Source organism: Micromonospora sp. KC207, from assembly GCF_004348615.1.
In the GTDB taxonomy this organism is placed as follows: Bacteria; Actinomycetota; Actinomycetes; order Mycobacteriales; family Micromonosporaceae; genus Micromonospora.
Genome location: NZ_SMKJ01000617.1, coordinates 1 through 939 on the forward strand (window position 1 = coordinate 1; position 939 = coordinate 939).

Below are 939 nucleotides of genomic sequence, written 5' to 3' on the forward strand. Positions count from 1 at the left end.
TCCCAAAGAACCCGGCGTCGAAGTCCCCCACGCCGCTGACGAAACCGCCGCCACGGGTCGACACGGTGCCGAGGCTGTCCGGGTCCGGGTCGTAGAGCCGGTCCAGGTCCCAGCCGCGGTCGGCGGGCAGCCCACCGATCGCGTCACGCCCGTTCGCGACCAGGTCCCACAACTCGTCCGGCGAGCTGACCCCACCCGGATAGCGGCAGCTCATGCCCACGATCGCCAGCGGTTCGCCGGTGCGGGCCGGGCCACGAGCGGGCGTCTCCGGCGCGCGGCTTCCAGCGGGCTCGCCGGCCACCTCGGCGACGAGCAGCCGGGCCACCGCCTGCGGCGTCGGGTGGTCGAAGACCAGCGTGGACGGCAGCCGTACGCCGGTGGCCTCGACGAGCCGATTGCGCAGCTCCACCGAGGCAAGCGAGTCGAAACCGATCTCCTTGAAGGCCCGGCCGGGTTCGACGGCCCCCGGCGAGGCGTGCCCGAGCACCGCGGCGACCTGCGCCTGCACCAGTTCCCGGACAACCTGTTCACGGTCGGCGACGGGCACCGCGGCGAGCCGCTGCGCCAGCGAGCCGCCCGGGACGGCGCGGCGGGCGGGGGTCCGGACGAGGCCGCGCAGCAGCGGCGCGAGCGTGCCGGTACGGGCCTGGCCGCGCAGCGTCGTGCGGTTCAGCTCGACCGGCACGACCACCGCCGGGCCGAGGCGCTGCGCCGCGTCGAACAGGGCGAGCCCGGTGGCCGCCGGGAAGGCTTCGATACCCGTGCGGGCCCAGCGGGCGAGAGCGGCCCGGTCGAGGGTGCCGGCCATGCCTTCCGCCCACATGCCCCAGGCGAGGGAGGTGGCGGGCAGCCCGGCCGCGCGGCGGTGGGCGGCGAGCGCGTCGAGGAACGCGTTGGCGGCGGCGTAGTTGCCCTGCCCCGGGCTGCCCATGAGCGCGG

1 protein-coding gene is annotated in these 939 nt (G+C 76.5%); it reads right to left on the bottom strand.

What is annotated here, in order from left to right; translation table 11 throughout:
* Nucleotides 1-939, bottom strand: a 939-nt coding sequence (locus tag E1258_RS32855) for a beta-ketoacyl reductase (RefSeq protein WP_207919943.1), incomplete at both ends; no start/stop codon positions are given.